The organism is uncultured Winogradskyella sp., assembly GCF_947501905.1.
Lineage (GTDB): Bacteria > Bacteroidota > Bacteroidia > Flavobacteriales > Flavobacteriaceae > Winogradskyella.
The window spans coordinates 320,836-338,235 of sequence record NZ_CANMXL010000004.1 but is presented as its reverse complement, the minus strand read 5'-3'; the positions used below and the strand labels follow the sequence as shown (position 1 = coordinate 338,235).

Here is a 17,400-nt window from a genome sequence, read left to right as displayed (position 1 = left end):
AATTATTTATTTAAGGGTAGTATTTTGTAAATAGAGTTATTATAAGTAGTAATGGTGCTGGCAATTTTTTCGAAGGATTCTCCCTGTTCATCATCTGGATTCCAGTCTATTCTCCCTTTGTTATAATTGGTATAGAATTCTTCCCAGGTTTTAAATTTTTCTTGAGCTAAGGGTAGCACTTCTTTGTTGATATTTATTACTTCGTCTTTAGTAAGCCAACCTGTAGCATATCCCATACAAGCATTATTTACAATTCTGGCATAATCCCAAGCCTTATAGGGGTGCTCTCTTGTTTTTAAATCTTCAATAGTCTCTAACAAATCATTTTTGTTAGAAATATCCCACATAGAGCTAAACATGCTTTTTATACCAGAAGCTTGAGATGATTCAAATGGGAATTCGAATATTTCTTTATAACCGTTTACTAGTTGTTTGTTTGTGGTATATCCAGCACTTTGCATCATAGTGCTCACGGCATTGGTTCCGCCATAGCCATTTATAAAATAGATGCCACCAACCATAAAACTACTTAACTGCTGGTCTTCTATAGTTTCAGGTTCTGAACCACAGGATTGAAGTAAGGGTAATGTTAAACATAATAATACAAAGGTTGCTTTTGTAAGATGTTGTAAAGTTTTCATGTATGTTAATTAAATATGTGTTTAAGAATATCTTTTAATTCATTATCAAGCTTAAAAGTATATATGAACAATAGACCGGGAAATAGGCAATCTATTTTCGCATAATATCAATGCATAAATGCAGAACTTGAAGAAATTTGTGTTTATCAACTATTTGTGCTTTCATTTTATTCTAGTTGTTTTTAATGTGTGATAACTCATATACAAACACCTGTTGCGTTCATATTGCTTGTTTGCCGCTGTCCTTTTTCAGTTTTATGACTTTTCATTAATCCAGATACCAATGATTGATTCGAAACGGGTCTGCAAGTATCTGAAAGGCCAATGCCATCATTTCCAACAGGAATAGCACTAGATATCCTTTTGGCATTGCCATGTTATGTTATCTGAAAATAAAAACGCTAACTATCCATAGGATGATCCCAAAGACTATTACGAAAAAACTAAAGAACACAATATAGTAGAGCACATACAACCCTAGCCGTTTAGGGTCATCGACAGATGGCACTGGGAAGTGCCCCAATTGAATGGTGCTGAGAAGGGTGAACAGATAGAGCACGATCATCCAAGCCATAGGTAGCGCAGATGTTATGCTCAGAACAAATATGATCTTTCGATGATCGTTCATTTAGTTTTTTTGTTCCAGGCAGCGTTTATGGATGTGTCTTCAAACGACTTTATATATCTCCTTGCTGTGACCATTTTATTCTTTCTTGTTCCAACTTTGACTGAAACGCAGATCTAATAACGTTTGATATAACTTCTCCAGGCCTTCACTCCCGGAAGAATGGCCATAATCGCTAACGAGAATACGCCTGCTATCGGTGAATGTAATTTCAAGCAGATACCTTTCTTGGCAAGAAACCTCAGTAGTATAAAAGTTGTACATATCCAGGTTAAGCCCGTTGATCAAGTTTGTGATCTTGTCAAACTCACTAGATGTTATAATTCCAGAGTAATGGCCTTTTAACTTCAAATTGAATGCAAACGCATGTAGTGTTGATCTTGCATTGGGTGGTTCTAGAACTTTTAATTCCATCATGGGGCAAGTTCCTTCGCAACCACTTGTTCTAAAATGGATTTCCTTTATTTTTGGAGCTTTCGCATGTTCGTATCTATTGGCAATGATCAGCGTGTCGTTTATTTTTTGAGTCTGATAGTGTATCGTTTCTCCTCTTTTGAATTCAGAATTACTGCCCACCGTCTTGATTTGAACCTCAAGACTTCCATGATCGTCAACTTTCCATTTTCCCGAAGTCGGTATTGTCTTTAACCTGTCGCAGAATAACACATTCCAATCATCAAAGGTTCCGTTACGGTATAGTATTTTGGGTTTGGATCGTGATAGCTCAAGTTCTGGTCTTGGTACAATTCTTTCGTGAGGAATCAACACCATGTCAAAACTCTCAAACTTGTTTAATTCGGGATAGGCCCTCGGATCATACGTTGCCCAAGATGTGTCTCCGAAGGTTGTGAAACCTTGAGTGTGCATCTTATGCCCAATCGATATAACTAGGATAGATAGTATGGCTTTTGGCAAGGTCATTTTAATTTTTTGTTTCATGCGATGTTTATAGTATCATTGTATTGCGGTTTTAATATCACCTAACCTTGATCTATAGTTTAAAATAGCGTAGTAGCTGTTACATTAATCATGAAATTAAAGACTAGTCATAAATAAACGTACCATGAATCGTCAATTCGTAATTACCTTCAGAATTATCTAGTATTGTATTTGATGAAGTTATTTCAATAGTATAAGACTTTTCAAAAGTTTCAGCACTATCAAATTCATAGATGTCTGCGAGATTTATATTCACTAAGTTGTCTAGGTCATTAACATAGTCTGTAGAAGACGCACCAAATAAAATATTTGTCTGTAGTAAACGGCTACTATTTGAGGGAATTATGTAATCATCATATGTGAAAATTAAATTGTTGACTAGCCCTATTGTTTCGTCATATATTAATTCATCTTTTAAACTAATAACTTCATTCGAATAATTTCTAGATGAATTAAAATCAGTAACTATACTAAAATAGTTATATTCTGATGGTTTCGTGTTCGTAAAAACTGGAATATTCGTAAAAATAATTTTATCAATGCGCGCATTTGGTGTACTACTAAATGAGGAATCATCATCATTGTCACATGACGTCAAAAAAAACAAGGACAAGAAGCATAATAAAATGATTATTTTGTTCATCATTTTTCTATAGTGTTTTGTTAATTAATTATTAGGTTTAAAAGTATGTACGAGGGGTCGATTAGGAAATAGACAATTTATTTTCGTCCAATATCAATGCATAAATGCATAACTTGAAGAAATTAGTGCTTACCTACACTAGGTATATAAATCATTGTTAATGGGAAGGAAATATCTAACTTTTATCCCAATTTAAAAACTGATTCAGGAAGTGATCCTTCTTACGGGATGAGACTGGTATCTTTTTTCCATTCTTTAAATGAATAACCCCGGACTTATCATATTTGTCAATAAACTTTAGGTTTACCATAAATGAGCGATGCGGTCTGGTAAACGAAGCGTTATTCAGTTGGGCTTCAAACTCTTTTAAAGATTTAGAGGCCAGATGTTTTTTACCATTGTTTAAATGAAAAGTGGTATATCCTTTGTCCGACTCACAAAATACTAGTTCATTAAGATCTATGACCTGAAAACTCTCTTGTAACGATAAGATTAGTTTGCTGCCAGGGTCATTCCACAAATTTTTTGCGGATTGAATTTGCTCTTTTTGTAATATAATGGGTAAGTTATTGAGTTTTTTGAGTGCATTTTGAAGCTCATCAATATCCACAGGTTTTAACAGGTAATCTACAGCTCCAATTTTTAACGCTTTCAAAGCATACTCTTCGTGGGCTGTGATAAAAATAATTTTAAACGTTATGTTTTTGACTTGTTCTAAAAAATCGAATGCCGTACCGTCTGTAAGATTGATATCTAAAAAAACTAGCTCTGGCTTACAAGTGTTACTCACTATAAGTGCCTCTTTTACAGATTCGCATTCACCTATAACCTGAACTTCAGTGTCTACCAGGTCTAAGAGATTAAGGAGGCCTTTTCTAATGTATGCTTTGTCTTCTACTATTAATGCTTTCATGATATACTATCAATTCTATGGGGGATTATTAGAGTAACTACAGTGCCTTGCTCATTAAATTTTTTTCTGTCTTCCACTGTAATACCACCTTTTGTATTAAAATTTTTTGCAAGCAGTTTTAAGCGTTCTGAAGTTATAGTAGTTGCTAACGATTTTTTGTTCTGACTTTTGTTTTGCTGGTGTGAGTCGATACCAATACCATTATCGATGATGGTACAGACCAACGATTTGTCATGGTGTTTTATGTGAATGTGAATTGTCTTATTGTCTAATTTATTTACGAAGGCATGTTCAACTGCATTTTCTACAAAGGGTTGTATGAGCATTGGCGGAATGTAAAAACGCACGGGGTCTATATTTTTTTCAATAGTGATGGTATAGTTGACAGGTTCAGAGATTCCCAAATTTTGCAGTGCCAGATAGTGTTCAATTGTTTTTATTTCTTGGTGCAGGGTTACGTTTTGGCCACGGGAGTTTTCTAAGGTTTGCCGTAACAATTTTGAAAATTTTGATAAGTATGATGTTGCCTTCTTTTCTTCCTTATTTAATATGATTCCTTGTAAAACAGAAAGCGAATTAAAGATAAAGTGGGGCGTCATTTGCGAGCGCAATAGTTTCTGCTCGGTGATAATGTTTTGACTCTTTGATTTTATGTGCCGTATTCTTAATAAAAAAATAAAAGACCCCAAGATTAGTGTTAGTAATAAAACACCGATAATAATATATAATTTTTGTTTCTGTAAAACACTAAGTTCATTGTCAATTATTTTAACTTTCTGTTTTAATGAATTTTCCCTAATGTTTAATGCTTCTAGTTCATTTAGCTTTTCATTTAGTTTTTTATCAAATATTTGATTGTTAATTAATGAGATAGAATCTAAATATTCTGCTGCAGTTCCTATATCTCCTTTTAGGTTGTAAAAGCTACTGTATGCTCCGTACAGTGCTTTTTTACTATGTAGGGTTTTATATCTTTCTTTTACATTAGTTGCAGAATCCAAATATACTTTGGCTTTGCCCAACATGTTTTTTTTCAAGTATACAAGCGCTATATTGGAAAAATAGATGTCATGTGAATACAAATCTCCAATTTTCCTTTTTTGAGCTAATGCTTTTTTATAAAAGGGTAACGCCTCATCCCATTTTTTTAATTCAAATAAAATAGTGCCATAATTATTTAAATAAACCCCCAGTTCTTTATATTTCTTTATGGTTATTCTATTATATGTCTCATATGCCTTTTGGTAGTCTTTTTTTAATAAGTACAATGCGCCTATTTTAAAACATAATAGCTGAAATTGTACTGAGTCTTGCTTCCTAAAAACGGGTAGTATTTCGTTATAAAATGCTAAGCCTTCTTCTGTTTGTCTTAAATCAGTGAGATTTTCAATTTTTAAATTATAGGCTATTACCAAGTTGGAAGTGTCTTTATTTTTGATACATTTTTCTATTATTTTATTAGATAAGATTAACCCATTAGAAAACTGCGCAAGCCTGCCAAGAGAACGGGCATAATAAATTTCCTCCCTAATAGTCAAACTATCTTTTTTATCAAGAATCGTTATTATTTCTTGATACTGATCATCATCATATAATTTTTCAAGTTTTTCTGAAAGCTCATTTTGTGCAACAGAAAAATGTATATTCATAAAATAAATAATGATTAGGAGGTAATAGGGTTTCTTTTTAAAGAAATTAATCGCTATGTGAAAACAGTGTCTCATGAATATTAATCGATTAGTTAAGGAAAACTTTGAGTCCTTAACAAAAATAGTATTGGAATAAGGCTTATGCTATTGCGAAGTAATAAGTGGTCTGAATACTGTAATGAAAGAGATAGTACGTAGCGATTTTGGTCAGCTTTAGCTGAATGTGCTTCAATATTAAGATAAGCTTAGTTTTAATTAAGTTTATAAATTATATAAGTGTAGTTAGACTTTTAATACCATAAAGTCAATGCATAAAACTACGTGTTTTAGCAAAAATTGTTTCCTCTTAGTAGGTTTTGTATTTTTAGCATTCATGGAAAAACTTAACACTGTTTTAAAAGAATTTTCGTCCCTAGCTTGGGGTTTGCCATTGCTTATTATTTTAATTGGTGGCGGTTTGTACTTAATCATTCGTTCACAATTTCTACCCTTTAGATATCTAGGTCATGCCATACAAGTCTTACGTGGTAAATACGATGGCCCCAACGACCCAGGACAGATTTCGCATTTTCAGGCTTTAACAACAGCATTATCTGCTACCGTTGGTATGGGTAATATCTCTGGTGTTGCAGTAACTATAGCAGTTGGCGGGCCAGGAGCAGTGTTTTGGATGTGGGTCAGTGCAGTGATTGGTATGAGTACCAAATACTTTACGTCTACCTTATCTATTTTATATCGTGGCAAAGATAGTGCTGGCGTAGTTCAAGGCGGCCCTATGTATTTTATAGTAGAAGGTTTAGGTAAACATTGGAAACCATTAGCCGTATTTTTTAGTATATGCGGTATGGTTGGCGCTTTACCTGTATTTAACGTTAACCAATTAACACAAGCTGTAAATGATATTTTGCTAGCCCCTAATGGTGTCACTGTAACGACGACAACAAATATTGTCATAGGCCTTGTACTTATATGCATTACCGGTTTAGTTATTCTTGGTGGGATAAAGCGTATTGGTACTGTAGCTAGTCGTTTAGTACCAAGTATGGTCTTTCTATACTTTATATTGGTAGTGGTTATTTTAGTGAGTCATAGCGAGGTTTTAGGCTATTATTTAAAGTTGATTTTTACGGATGCCTTTCAGGCCAATTATTTTCCAGATGACCAAACATTTATGGGTGGTGTGCTTGGCGCTTTAATTTTACACGGTATTAAACGTGGTGCCTTTTCTAATGAAGCTGGTATCGGAACAGCGCCAATGGCACATGGTGCTGCAAAAACGGATGAACCAGTACGTGAAGGCTTAGTCGCCATGTTAGGGCCTGCAATAGACACCCTAATTGTTTGTACACTTACGGCTTTGGCTATTTTAGTTACAGGGGTTTGGGAAACTACAGATAATAACGGTGTAAGCCTAACAGCATCTGCATTTGCAGACGCAATGCCAGTTTATGGTAAATATGGTTTATTAGTTTGTATTACAGTATTTAGTATGAGTTCTTTATTCTCCTATTCGTATTATGGTACAAAATGTATGTCCTTTTTATTTGGAGCAAATAAGAAGCATTATTACAACTATTTCTATATTATAAGTATTCTCATTGGTGCAACAACAACCTTAGATATGATGATTAATCTTATTGATGGTGTGTTTGCATTGATGGCCATACCTACGATGTTAGCAACTATAATTTTAGCACCTAAAGTCATTACAGCGTCTAAATTGTATTTCAATAAACTGAAAAACGAGTAATTTTTTATAATTTCAAATCCTATTTTAAGCAGAAAGCACTTTAATCATGAGTAATTACCACATTAAAAGTTTTGAAGAATATTTTCAGGTGTATCGAAAATCTATTGAAAACCCTGAAGTGTTCTGGGAAGAAATAGCCGAAGAACATTTTACATGGCGGAAAAAATGGCACAATGTGCTGAGTTGGGATTTTACAAAGCCAGAGGTCAAATGGTTTGAAGGAGCGCAGCTTAATGTTACTGAAAATTGTCTTGACCGTCATTTAAGTACCCGTGGTGATAAGACCGCTATTTTATTTGAACCTAACGACCCAAATGCATCAGCTGAACATATTACCTATAAGCAGTTACACGAGCGTGTGTGCAAGTTTGCTAATGTTTTAAAGAGTAAAGGCATACAAAAAGGCGACCGTGTTTGTATATACCTACCCATGATTCCAGAATTGGCAATATCTGTTTTGGCTTGTGCAAGAATTGGTGCGGTTCACTCAGTAGTGTTTGCCGGCTTTTCTGCCACAGCATTATCGACCAGAGTTAACGATTGTGATGCCAAAATGGTGATTACATCAGACGGCTCTTATCGTGGTGCAAAAACTATAGATTTAAAAGGTATTGTTGATGACGCTTTAGAAGATTGTCCTGGTGTAGATGCTGTATTAGTCGCCAAGCGTATTAATTCTGATATTAATATGAAGACTGGTCGTGATCATTGGTTACAACCACTTTTGGATGATGCTTATGGGGATTGCGTGATAGAAATCATGGATGCAGAAGATCCATTATTTATTTTATACACGTCTGGTTCAACAGGAATGCCAAAAGGTATGTTGCATACTTCAGCGGGTTATATGGTATATTCAGCATATACCTTTAAAAACGTATTTGATTATAGAGAAAATGATGTGTATTGGTGTACCGCAGATATAGGCTGGATTACAGGTCACAGTTATATTGTTTATGGACCATTAGCTAATGGTGCTACAACCGTGATGTTTGAAGGTGTACCAAGTTATCCTGATTTTGGTCGTTTTTGGGACATTGTAGAGAAGCATAAGGTCAACCAATTTTACACCGCACCAACAGCAATAAGAGCTTTAGCTAAACATGGTACTGAGCTTGTTGAGAAACACGATTTATCATCGCTTAAAGTATTAGGTACCGTTGGAGAGCCCATAAATGAAGAAGCTTGGCATTGGTATAACGAAAATATTGGTAAGAAAAAAAGCCCAATTGTAGATACCTGGTGGCAAACTGAAACTGGCGGTATTATGATAACACCTATTCCGTTTTCTACGCCAACAAAACCCACCTATGCGACATTACCATTTATAGGGATTCAACCTGTGTTAATGGACGAAAATGGAAAAGAACTTGGCGATAATCAGGTGGATGGTCGTTTGTGTATAAAATATCCATGGCCATCTATGGCGAGAACCATTTGGGGAAATCACCAACGTTATAAAGACACGTATTTTTCAGCATTTGAGAACATGTATTTCACTGGAGATGGTGCGTTAAGAGATGAAGTTGGGTATTACCGTATTACGGGTCGCGTAGATGATGTGATTATTGTTTCTGGTCATAATTTAGGTACAGCGCCTATTGAAGATGCTATAAATGAGCATCAAGCTGTTGCAGAGTCTGCTATTGTAGGCTTTCCGCATGATGTTAAAGGCAATGCCTTATATGGTTATGTGACATTAAAAGATAGTGGCGAAAATAGAGACCATGATAATCTGCGTAAAGAAATTAATCAGTTAATCACGGATAGAATTGGACCAATTGCGAAGCTGGATAAGATTCAGTTTACAAACGGTTTACCAAAAACGCGTTCGGGTAAAATTATGCGTCGCATTTTAAGGAAGATTGCCTGCAATGAAGCAGATCAGTTAGGAGATATTAGTACCTTACTAAATCCTGAAGTGGTTGATGAGATTATCAATAATGCTATTTAATCTAAAAATCATGAAACATTTATTAGGCTTAATTTTAGTTGTCTTTGTGCTTTTTAAAGCAGAATCTCAAGAATCTTTCACAAATTATTTTAAAGATGGGAGTGTTTCTGAAAAAGGTCAGTTATTAGATGGGAAAAGAATAGGTGAGTATGTGTCTTATCATAAAAACGGTGAAGCAAAAGTTATTGCCAATTACATAGATGGGTTTATTGTACAGAAGAAAGAATATTCAGAAAATGGCAACATCATTGCATCTATTTATATGTTAGATGGTAGTGATAGATTGCAAGTTTACAAGTATGACGAAGAAGGAAATATATCTAAAAAAGGCTTTTTAACATCTAAAGGATTAAAAACAGGTGAGTGGCTTATCTACAATGAAAAGAATGAAATCTATAAAACCTTAATTTATGAGGATGATGAACTAATTAGCTCTCATTAGATGTGTTGTTATTCGCTTTTTTGATAATAGCTTTTAAACGTTCTTTACGTAACTCAGCCTCTTGCTTTTTCTTATTCTTTTTTTGAGCTACAAGACGGCTATGCTTCGCTTTGTTTTTTGTGTTTTTTTCTTGTCCTTTTTTGGCCATTATATATTTAGATACCGTTTAATATTACTAATTTCGGCTTTTTATTTAGCAATATAAATAGATTATGCTTAAAGCAGTATTATTTGATATGGATGGTGTTATTGTAGACACGGAGCCATTGCATAGAAAAGCCTATTTTAAAATGTTTTCTGATGTAGCCATTACTGTAGACGAAGATTTGTATGCATCATTTACTGGGCAATCTACCATAAATATATGCAAGCGTTTAGTTAACCACTTTAGTTTAAGTTTTTCACCTGAATATCTTGTAAAACAAAAGCGTCATCATTTTAAGTATTTATTTGAAAATGATACAGATTTAAGGTTAATTGATGGGGTTTTGGACTTGATTAAAGATTACCATGCAAATAATATTAAACTCGTAGTAGCTTCTTCTGCATCTATGCCTAATATCAATCGCATTTTTGAACGGTTTGACTTAAACCAATATTTCATGGGAAAGTTTAGTGGTGCAGATTTAAAACAATCCAAGCCACATCCAGAGATATTTATAAAAGCGGCAGCACATACAGGGTTTAAAAAAACGGAATGTATGGTCATTGAAGATTCTACAAACGGAATTAAAGCAGCTAATGCTGCTGGTGTTTTTTGTGCAGGTTTTAAAAGTCCACACTCATCACATCAAGACTATAGCTTAGCGGATATCATAGTTACTGATTATAAAGAGATTGCATATACAAAAGCCATAGAGTTTCTGAATTAATTCTAGTTTCATTTTTCTTAAATTAATATAGTTACCTTAGATGTAACCAATTAGTTAATTTTTCGTCATACATATATAACTCGAATATTATGAAAAACCTCTGCTTGATTATTTTTATAATTACGTCTTTTCAAATCTCATCTAGTCAAGAAAAGGAAGTACATGACGACATAAAAGTTTATATAAGGTCTATGGTTGATGAAGGTCATGCTCCATCTATTTCTATGGCATATATGGAAGGCGATGTCGTAACTAATTTTAATTATGGTAAAACGAAACTTGAGAATGGAAGTAATGTAAATGAACATTCCGTTTATGAAATAGGGTCTATATCTAAAGTGTTTACATGTATTATTCTAGCTGATGAAGTTCTAAAAGGAAATATGAGTTTAGATGACCCAATATCTAAATATTTATCTAAAGATTTTAAAGCTGTTAAAGGTAATAATAGAGAAATTACATTAAAAGATTTAGCGACTCATACATCTGGATTACCAAGAATGCCTTCAAATTTTAATCCTAAAGATCTAGAAAATCCTTTTGCAGATTATACTATAAAAGAGTTATATGAATTTTTAAATAGTTATGAGCTTACAAGAGATGTAGGGGCTCAATATGAATATTCAAACTTGGGTATGGGATTACTTGGTCATATATTAGAGTTAAGCACGGGAAAATCTTATGCAGACTTAATCAAAGAGCGTATTACAAACCCTTTAGGTATGAAATCGACAGGCATTGTAATTAATGATGACATGAAAAGCAACCTAGCTTATGGTTACAATGCTGAGCTAAAAATTACAAAAAATTGGGATTTAAATGTTCTTTCAGGTGCTGGAGCTATAAAATCTACCAGCAGTGATATGGTTAAGTTTTTTAATGCAAATGTTACTAAAGATGATTCAGATTTGTATAAAGCTATGGCTTTATCTCATCAAATTGCATATGAAGATTTAACTAATAACCTACGAATTGGTTTAGGTTGGCACTATAATGCTGACGGTACAATTATATGGCATAATGGAGGAACTGGAGGGTATAAATCCTTTGGGGGTTTTGTAAAAGGAACTGATAAGGCCGTTATTGTATTTACAAATTCTGTACATAGTCTTGATTTGGTAGGCGTAAAACAGCTAGGAATGGATGTTGAGTTAAAACTACCTGTAAAACGCATATACCCAGATATTGTTAATGTTTCTGAAGATGTTTTAGAAAGTTACGTCGGAAAATATGAATTAGCGTCTAACTTTTTTATTACCATTAGGCGTAATAGCAAGCAATTATCGGCACAAGCAACAGGGCAACAAGAATTTGAAATATACGCTTCATCTGATAATGAGTTTTTTCTAAAAATTGTTGATGCTAGTGTCACTTTCAATAAAAATGATATAGGAGTTGTTGAAAGTATGACTTTGCATCAAGGCGGTCAGAATATTCCCGGTAAAAAAATAGAGTAAATATGAAGCTTAATCTTTATTCTTCTTTCTCTTACGTTTTTTCTTTTTCTTTTTGACTTCTTTTTCTTGAAATTTACCATCAAGAAAAGCATCAAGCTTCACGATATCATTCTCAGGCAGCATGGTTTTTAATTCTTTAAAATGCTCTTGTTTAAAAAGGTCAAAGGCATCTTTTCTTTTTACAGAACTGTCAAAAGGAATTTTCATGAATTCTTTAGTTTTTTCAAAGTAATCATCCATAGTTTGCTTGGCGATTTCTTTTTGAAACTCATCTGCTTCTAATGTACTAAGGAAATTTTCAATGTATTCTGCTTGTCGCTCAGCATTCTTTTTTTCAATATTAGCTTTTTGGTTTTCATTTGGCGGAGTAACGGGTTGCTGACGTCCTAGTCTGCTGTTACGACCTTGTCGTCCAAATTGGGCTGTTGCTGTTGCTGTTGTTAGCAATATGCAGATTAAAATAAAGGCTCTTTTCATAATATTGTTTTTATAGCTTCTATTGGTCTCCCAATGACAGCTTTATTTTTATTGATTACTATTGGTCTTTCAATTAGTTTTGGATGGTTGACCATGGCTTCAATAATTTCAGAATCACTTAATTCTTTTCCTTTGAAGTCACTTTTCCAGATAGCTTCATTTTTTCTTACAAGTTCCAAAGGTGCAATGTCTAATTTACTAATAATCTCTGTGAGTTGAGCAATTGTAAGATTATTATCTAGATATTTTATGACTTCAAATGTTTGTCCTTCGTCTTCAAGTAAGGCTATGCCTTGTCTAGATTTTGTGCATCTCGGATTGTGTAATATTTGTATCATCGTTTCTTAATTAACAATTATTGTGCCGTATCTTTTTGTCCCATCATCATAAGATATTCCTTTAAAAAAGGTTCGATATCGCCATCCATTACGGCATCTACATTTCCAGTTTCATGACCAGAACGTACGTCTTTTACTAATTTGTATGGATGCATGACGTAGTTTCTGATTTGGCTTCCCCATTCAATCTTCATTTTACTAGCTTCAATATCATCGCGTTGAGACATTTGCTTTTGCAGTTCTATCTCATAAAGCTGAGATTTTAGCATTTGCAATGCACGAGCACGATTATCATGCTGTGATCGTGTTTCGGAACATTGAATCTGAATCCCCGATGGCTTATGTAGTAATTGAACTTTGGTTTCTACCTTATTTACATTTTGTCCTCCAGCACCACTTGAGCGTGCTGTAGTTATTTCTATGTCAGATGGATTGATATCAATTTCTATAGAATCGTCCACCAATGGATAGACATATACCGAAGCAAAACTCGTATGGCGTTTGGCATTACTATCAAAAGGAGAAATACGAACTAAACGATGCACGCCATTTTCACCTTTAAGCCAACCAAAAGCATAATCGCCTTCAATCTCTAATGTCACAGTTTTTATGCCAGCAACATCGCCATCTTGTAAGTTAAGCTCTTTGATTTTAAAACCACTCTTTTCTGCATACATCATATACATACGCATGAGCATACTTGCCCAGTCACAACTTTCAGTTCCTCCAGCACCAGCAGTGATTTGCAATACAGCACTTAAACTATCGCCTTCTTCAGAAAGCATGTTTTTAAACTCAAGTTTTTCAATAGCATTAATGGACTTATCGTAGCGTGCTTCAACATTTTCCATTGGTGCTTCATCTTCCTTGAAAAATTCGTAGATGACTTCTAAATCTTCGTAAAGTGTTGCTGCAGCTTCAAAATCGTTGACCCAGCTTTTCTTTTCACGTAGCGATTTCATTACAGCTTCTGCTTTTTTAGAATCGTTCCAGAAATTTGGGTCAAAGGTCTGCTCCTCTTCGTTAGCTATTTCTATGCGTTTTGCATCTAAGTCAAAGATACTGTCTCAGTGCATCGAGACGGGAATTAAGGTTTTTTATTTGATCAGATGTAATCATTCAAATTTGTATTTATGCAAATATAAGATGATGACTTAAAGTGTTGTTATTTTTAAATAGAATTTTTAGAAATTCCGTAGTTTTATGTCGCTTTAAAAAACTGACTATGAAATCCACACTTCGTATTACACTTCTATTACTATTCTGTTCTAATATTCAAGCTCAAATATTGAATAAAAAGGGACTTAAATCTTACGACGGCTATTTCGATTTTTATTACGAAGAATCTACAGATAAAATCTACTTGAAAGTAGAAAAACTTAATGAAGAGTTTTTGTATGTTAATTCTTTAGCATCGGGTGTTGGTAGTAATGATATTGGTTTGGACCGGGGTCAGTTAGGTAATGAGCGTGTAGTGTATTTTCAAAAAGCGGGCAATAAATTGTTGTTAATTCAGCCTAATTTGAGATATCGGGCTAATACGGATAATGAATTAGAACGCAAAAGTATTGAACAAGCTTTTGCAAAATCCGTGCTTTATGGATTTAAAATAGCAGAACAAAAAGATGGGAATTATATTATAGATTTCACACCATTTTTAATGCAAGATGCGCACAATGTCTCTGGACGATTAAAAGGTCGAGGAGAAGGCAGTTATAAAATAGACGCTTCAAAAAGTGCATTGGCATTAGAACGCACCAAAGCATTTCCTAAAAATGTAGAATTCGAAGCTTTACTAACTTTTAAAGGACAACCTACAGGGCGGAATTTGAGAAGTGTGACGCCCACGTCGTCTTTGGTAACTGTTACGCAACATCATTCTTTTATAGAATTACCCGATAGTAATTATAAGCCAAGGGTTTTTGATACACGTAGTGGTGCAATTTCTATGAGTTATTTAGATTATGCTACGCCAATTCAAGAGGATATAAGAAAACGATTTATAATTCGTCATCGCTTAGAAAAGAAAAATCCTGAAGCTAGTATCAGTGAAGCCAAAGAACCTATTATTTATTATCTCGACCCAGGAACACCAGAACCTGTTCGTTCGGCATTATTAGATGGTGCACGTTGGTGGAATCAAGCTTATGAAGCTATTGGTTTTAAAGATGCTTTTCAGGTTAAGATGCTACCTGAAGATGCGGATCCAATGGATTGCAGATATAACGTTATACAATGGGTGCATCGTAGCACACGAGGTTGGAGCTACGGCGGAAGTGTAGTAGATCCAAGAACTGGTGAAATTATTAAAGGTCACGTGAGCTTAGGAAGTTTGCGTATTCGCCAAGATTTTATGATAGCACAGGCGTTGATGAATAAACCTTTTGCTAATAGCGATGATAATTATCAACCAATGTTAGAGATGGCTTTGGCGAGAATTCGTCAATTGAGTGCTCATGAAGTAGGACATACTATTGGTTTTGCACATAACTTCGCTGCTAGTGCTAATAATCGCGCTTCGGTTATGGATTATCCGCATCCACAAATTGAACTCAAAAACGGAAATATAGACTTTAGTAATGCATATGCTACAGGTATTGGCGATTGGGACAAAGTGACGGTAGCTTATAGTTATTCTGAATTTGATAAAAATACTAGTGAAAAAGACGAATTAAATAAAATACTGAAAGCGGCAACTTTTGCTGGGCATCGTTTTATTACAGATGCTGACGCAAGAGCCTCTGGTGGCGCCCATGCTTCAGCACATTTATGGGATAACGGAAAAACACCAGCTGAAGAGTTAGAAGCTGTTTTAAAGTTGCGAAAGCAAGCCATTGCTAATTTCTCTAAAGATAATATTAAGAGTTACGAACCGTATTCGGTTTTAGAGGATGTTTTTGTACCACTGTATTTTTACCATCGCTATCAAACGGAAGCAGCAACTAAGGTCATTGGCGGATTAGATTATAACTATGCTGTAAAAGATGGTGGTGAGTTTACAACTAAACCGATAGACGCAAAGCAACAAGGTGAAACACTACATGTTTTATTGAGTACACTTGATGCTAAAAACTTAGCTATTCCAAAGGAAAAGCTAGAATTGTTTCCACCCAGAGCCTTTGGTTATGGGCGTTCAAGAGAATCGTTTTCTAGTAAAACAGGTGTTTCTTTTGATCCATTAAGTGCGGTAGATACAGCAAGCGATATGACGTTGAGATTTTTATTGCACCCCCAACGCGCAAATAGATTAGTATTGCAAAAGAGTTTAGATGATGAACAATTATCTTTTGAAGAACTGGCAGAAATTATTATTGATAATACTTTTAAGAAATCTCATAGTGATAATTATTTGAATGAAATACAGCATCAAATTAATTCAAACGTTTTAAAATATTTAATGAATTTGGCTGTTAACAATCAATCATATTTTCAAGTCAAGGCAAAAGCTAATGAAGCCATTGATAATATAACAAGAGTTGCTTTTAATAAGAAAAGTAGCATTGAATATGCAAATCAATATCAAAAAATGATTAATGAATTTAAAGAACACCCTGAAAAATTCAAACTAAAATCATCGCCTAAAATTCCTGATGGTTCACCAATTGGAAGTGATATTTGTAATTATAATCCAACTAACTAATGATAATAGACTTAAGAAGCGACACCGTAACCAAACCAACAAAAGGCATGTTAGATGCTATGCTAACCGCAGAAGTTGGAGATGATGTATATAAAGAAGACCCTAGTATTAATACTCTTGAGCAGCGATTAGCTGAGATGTTTGGTATGGATGAAGCCTTATTTTTTCCATCAGGAAGTATGGCAAATCAAGCAGCACTAAAATTACACACCAATCCAGGAGAACAGATAATTTGCGATAAATATGCACACATCTATAATTATGAAGGTGGTGGTGCTTCTTTTAATAGTGGAATTTCTTGTAAGCTCGTTGATGGGCATCGTGGTATGTTTACAGCAGAACAAGCGGAAGCCTCTATAAATCCGCCAGACTTTTATCACAGCCCATTAACATCCTTAATCGCTGTAGAAAACACAACCAATAAAGGTGGTGGCGCATGTTGGGATTTTGAAGAACTAAAAAAATTGCGACAAGTAGCTTCAAATCATGATTTAGGTTACCATTTAGATGGCGCAAGACTTTGGAATGCACTCATTACTAATGGTCAAACACCAAAGCAGTATGGCGAATTATTTGATACAATTTCAGTATGTTTAAGTAAAGGTTTGGGTTGCCCAATGGGTTCAGTTTTAATTGGTAATAGTGATTTGATGAAAAATGCTATCAGAGTTCGTAAGATTTTGGGTGGAGGCATGCGACAAGTTGGTTTTGCGGCAGCAGCAGGTTTATATGCTTTGGATTATCATTTTGATAGATTGGTTGAGGACCATAAAAAAGCCAAAGAAATAGGAGAGATGTTGTCTAAAAATGAAGCCGTCGAAAAAGTTGAGCCTATTGAAACCAATATTGTCATTTTTGAGTTAAAATCTCACATCGATGACAATCAATTTCAGAATGATTTATCAGAAAAAGGTATAAAAATCATTGGTATGGGTAGTAATAAGTTGCGTATGGTGACGCATCTAGATTATACAGATGAGATGCATGTTAAGGTTTTAGAAATCTTAAACTCTATTTAAACCAAAACAGTTTAAAAATCCCATATCTATAGTTAGGAAGC

At 34.4% G+C, this 17,400-nt stretch carries 16 protein-coding genes; 7 read left to right on the top strand and 9 right to left on the bottom strand.

The genetic code is table 11. The annotated features are described in order from the left end of the window. Positions 1 to 2 precede the first annotated feature (2 nt). The 5 genes from Q0770_RS11435 to Q0770_RS11415 form a co-directional block, all read right to left on the bottom strand. A complete protein-coding gene (locus tag Q0770_RS11435; protein ID WP_299117059.1) occupies positions 3 to 641 on the bottom strand; it encodes a DUF1266 domain-containing protein in 639 nt (212 codons plus the stop codon). Positions 642 to 1,344: 703 nt separating this feature from the next. Beyond that, positions 1,345 to 2,205, bottom strand: a complete 861-nt coding sequence (locus tag Q0770_RS11430; protein WP_299117057.1) for a DUF6438 domain-containing protein — start codon at positions 2,203 to 2,205, stop codon at positions 1,345 to 1,347. A 103-nt stretch (positions 2,206 to 2,308) separates the two neighbouring features. Beyond that, positions 2,309 to 2,851 (bottom strand): hypothetical protein, encoded by a 543-nt coding sequence (locus tag Q0770_RS11425; RefSeq protein WP_299117055.1) that lies wholly within the window; start codon positions 2,849 to 2,851, stop codon positions 2,309 to 2,311. A 172-nt stretch (positions 2,852 to 3,023) separates the two neighbouring features. Further along, positions 3,024 to 3,761: a LytTR family DNA-binding domain-containing protein gene (locus Q0770_RS11420; protein WP_299117053.1), complete on the bottom strand. Its 738-nt coding sequence runs from the start codon at positions 3,759 to 3,761 to the stop codon at positions 3,024 to 3,026. Further along, complete coding sequence (locus Q0770_RS11415; protein ID WP_299117051.1) at positions 3,758 to 5,410, bottom strand: histidine kinase; 1,653 nt, start codon at positions 5,408 to 5,410, stop codon at positions 3,758 to 3,760. Before Q0770_RS11415 ends, Q0770_RS11420 begins: the two co-directional genes overlap by 4 nt. A 373-nt stretch (positions 5,411 to 5,783) precedes the next feature. Between Q0770_RS11415 and Q0770_RS11410 the strand changes: the two genes are divergently transcribed. From Q0770_RS11410 to Q0770_RS11400, 3 genes are read left to right on the top strand one after another with little or no spacing between them, the layout of a single operon-like run. Beyond that, a complete protein-coding gene (locus Q0770_RS11410; RefSeq protein WP_299117049.1) occupies positions 5,784 to 7,160 on the top strand; it encodes a sodium:alanine symporter family protein in 1,377 nt (458 codons plus the stop codon). A 46-nt stretch (positions 7,161 to 7,206) separates the two neighbouring features. Then, complete coding sequence (gene acs / locus Q0770_RS11405) at positions 7,207 to 9,114, top strand: acetate--CoA ligase (RefSeq protein WP_299117047.1); 1,908 nt, start codon at positions 7,207 to 7,209, stop codon at positions 9,112 to 9,114. A 10-nt stretch (positions 9,115 to 9,124) separates the two neighbouring features. Continuing rightward, positions 9,125 to 9,556, top strand: a complete 432-nt coding sequence (locus Q0770_RS11400; protein WP_299117046.1) for a toxin-antitoxin system YwqK family antitoxin — start codon at positions 9,125 to 9,127, stop codon at positions 9,554 to 9,556. Here the strand turns inward: Q0770_RS11400 and Q0770_RS11395 are convergent. After that, positions 9,543 to 9,704 (bottom strand): hypothetical protein, encoded by a 162-nt coding sequence (locus tag Q0770_RS11395; RefSeq protein ID WP_299117044.1) that lies wholly within the window; start codon positions 9,702 to 9,704, stop codon positions 9,543 to 9,545. The two genes, Q0770_RS11400 and Q0770_RS11395, sit on opposite strands and share 14 nt — an antisense overlap. Before the next feature lie 64 nt (positions 9,705 to 9,768). Here Q0770_RS11395 and Q0770_RS11390 point away from each other — a divergent pair, with 64 nt between their 5' ends. Both Q0770_RS11390 and Q0770_RS11385 read left to right on the top strand, forming a co-directional pair. Next, complete coding sequence (locus tag Q0770_RS11390) at positions 9,769 to 10,428, top strand: HAD family phosphatase (protein WP_299117041.1); 660 nt, start codon at positions 9,769 to 9,771, stop codon at positions 10,426 to 10,428. An 89-nt stretch (positions 10,429 to 10,517) separates the two neighbouring features. Next, positions 10,518 to 11,885, top strand: coding sequence for a serine hydrolase (locus Q0770_RS11385; RefSeq protein WP_299117039.1), 1,368 nt, complete (start codon positions 10,518 to 10,520; stop codon positions 11,883 to 11,885). A 9-nt stretch (positions 11,886 to 11,894) separates the two neighbouring features. On the opposite strand, the gene Q0770_RS11380 is transcribed toward Q0770_RS11385, so the two are convergent. From Q0770_RS11380 to prfB, 3 genes are all read right to left on the bottom strand, one after another. Beyond that, entirely contained in the window at positions 11,895 to 12,362 is a 468-nt protein-coding gene (locus tag Q0770_RS11380; RefSeq protein WP_299117037.1) for a hypothetical protein, read from the bottom strand. Continuing rightward, entirely contained in the window at positions 12,359 to 12,700 is a 342-nt protein-coding gene (arsC, locus tag Q0770_RS11375; protein ID WP_299117035.1) for an arsenate reductase (glutaredoxin), read from the bottom strand. The genes Q0770_RS11380 and arsC overlap by 4 nt, the downstream gene beginning before the upstream one ends. 17 nt (positions 12,701 to 12,717) lie before the next feature. Then, a protein-coding gene (prfB, locus tag Q0770_RS11370; RefSeq protein ID WP_299117033.1) for a peptide chain release factor 2 occupies positions 12,718 to 13,819 on the bottom strand; the annotation gives its coding sequence in 2 pieces (ribosomal slippage) (positions 12,718 to 13,755 and positions 13,757 to 13,819; 1,101 coding nt in all). A gap of 106 nt (positions 13,820 to 13,925) precedes the next feature. On the opposite strand from prfB, the gene Q0770_RS11365 reads away from it, so the two are divergent. Further along, entirely contained in the window at positions 13,926 to 16,340 is a 2,415-nt protein-coding gene (locus Q0770_RS11365; RefSeq protein ID WP_299117031.1) for a zinc-dependent metalloprotease, read from the top strand. Then, positions 16,340 to 17,359 carry a low specificity L-threonine aldolase gene (locus Q0770_RS11360; protein WP_299117028.1) on the top strand — a complete coding sequence of 340 codons (1,020 nt, stop codon included), beginning with the start codon at positions 16,340 to 16,342 and terminating at the stop codon, positions 17,357 to 17,359. The genes Q0770_RS11365 and Q0770_RS11360 overlap by 1 nt, the downstream gene beginning before the upstream one ends. Positions 17,360 to 17,400 lie beyond the last annotated feature (41 nt).